Raw genomic sequence first — 1,110 nt, 5'->3', positions numbered from 1 at the left:
TCCCGGCACTGACGGCCACCGAGACGGCCAGAAAAAAACAGACGGCACGGATACAGTCATGACGGCGGCGACTGCTGCGCCGCGGCGGTTTTACCGGAGTATTTTGTGTTAATGCCGGGTTTGTGGCTGCCATTGGGATAATGCCTCCATTTCACGGGGAAAATTACGCTGCGCCAGCTGATACAGGGTTTCGTTGATGGTCATCCCCTGTTTCCGGGCATTTTCACGGAACTCAAAGTCCTCACCGTTGGTTGAGAACATGACGCGGCTGAGGGGGTCAAGCAGCAGGCGGTGATAGGACACCTGACCGGAGATGCGCAGCATAAAAGCGCTGAATAATGCTATTTTTGCGGCAGGGAATCCCTCTATCACAGCACGCTCACTGACGGAAAACTGATCGGGGTTGTACTGGTTGTATTTGCGGAACGCTTCGGGGTTCTGTTTGAGGATGATTTTAAAGGACGAGTTAGACCAGGCGGCACGGGCGGCCAGACTGGCCTGCTCCCCGTCAAAGTCCTCGATCCCCTGGGAAATGGTGATATACGCGCCGCGGTGTTTGCGGGCGGTGCGGTAGCCGTTCTCAATGAAGTCACCGACAAAGGTGTTCGTGCTTTTGAGCAGCCGCCAGCCCTCATCAATCACGGCGATTTTTAACTCACTGCGCGGGGACAGGTACATCTGCTGCTCAATGTAAATCATCATGGAAAACATGATGGCAGCCAGCAAATCCGGCTTGTTTTTGAGCTTTCCCATCTCCAGCACGGAAAAACGGACATCGTCTTTCAGGGCTGGCTCCGGATTGTTGAAATACTCCCCGTATATGCCCTCCGTGGTGTACTTTTTCAGGGAAACAATGATTTCCTGCATCCGGTGCCGGATAGTATCGGCATTCTCAAAATACCCGCCGTCAATCTGCGCCTGCAGATGCAGTGACACATCATCAATCAGCGCAGCGCGGCCTTTGTCCTCCCACACCTCCTGCACGGCATTGAGCAGGATGGATTTGGAGGTGTCATCCATGCCCCCGGCCGGATTGGCCAGCACCAGCAGCAGGTCACGGATACTTTCCGCCGATTCCTTAATGTCGGTAATACCGGCGAACGGATTAAA

General features: G+C 54.4%; 1 pseudogene. It reads right to left on the bottom strand.

Annotated features, from left to right (window positions below):
- Nucleotides 1-108 precede the first annotated feature (108 nt).
- Nucleotides 109-1,110, bottom strand: a pseudogene (locus tag X965_RS19650) (type IV secretion system protein TraC); the annotation flags it as partial.

Origin of the sequence: Morganella sp. EGD-HP17 (assembly GCF_000512315.2) — a bacterium.
Classification (GTDB): Bacteria; Pseudomonadota; Gammaproteobacteria; order Enterobacterales; family Enterobacteriaceae; genus Morganella; species Morganella morganii.
Note: the sequence above shows the minus strand (reverse complement) of the source record. Positions and strands in the feature narration are given on the sequence as shown.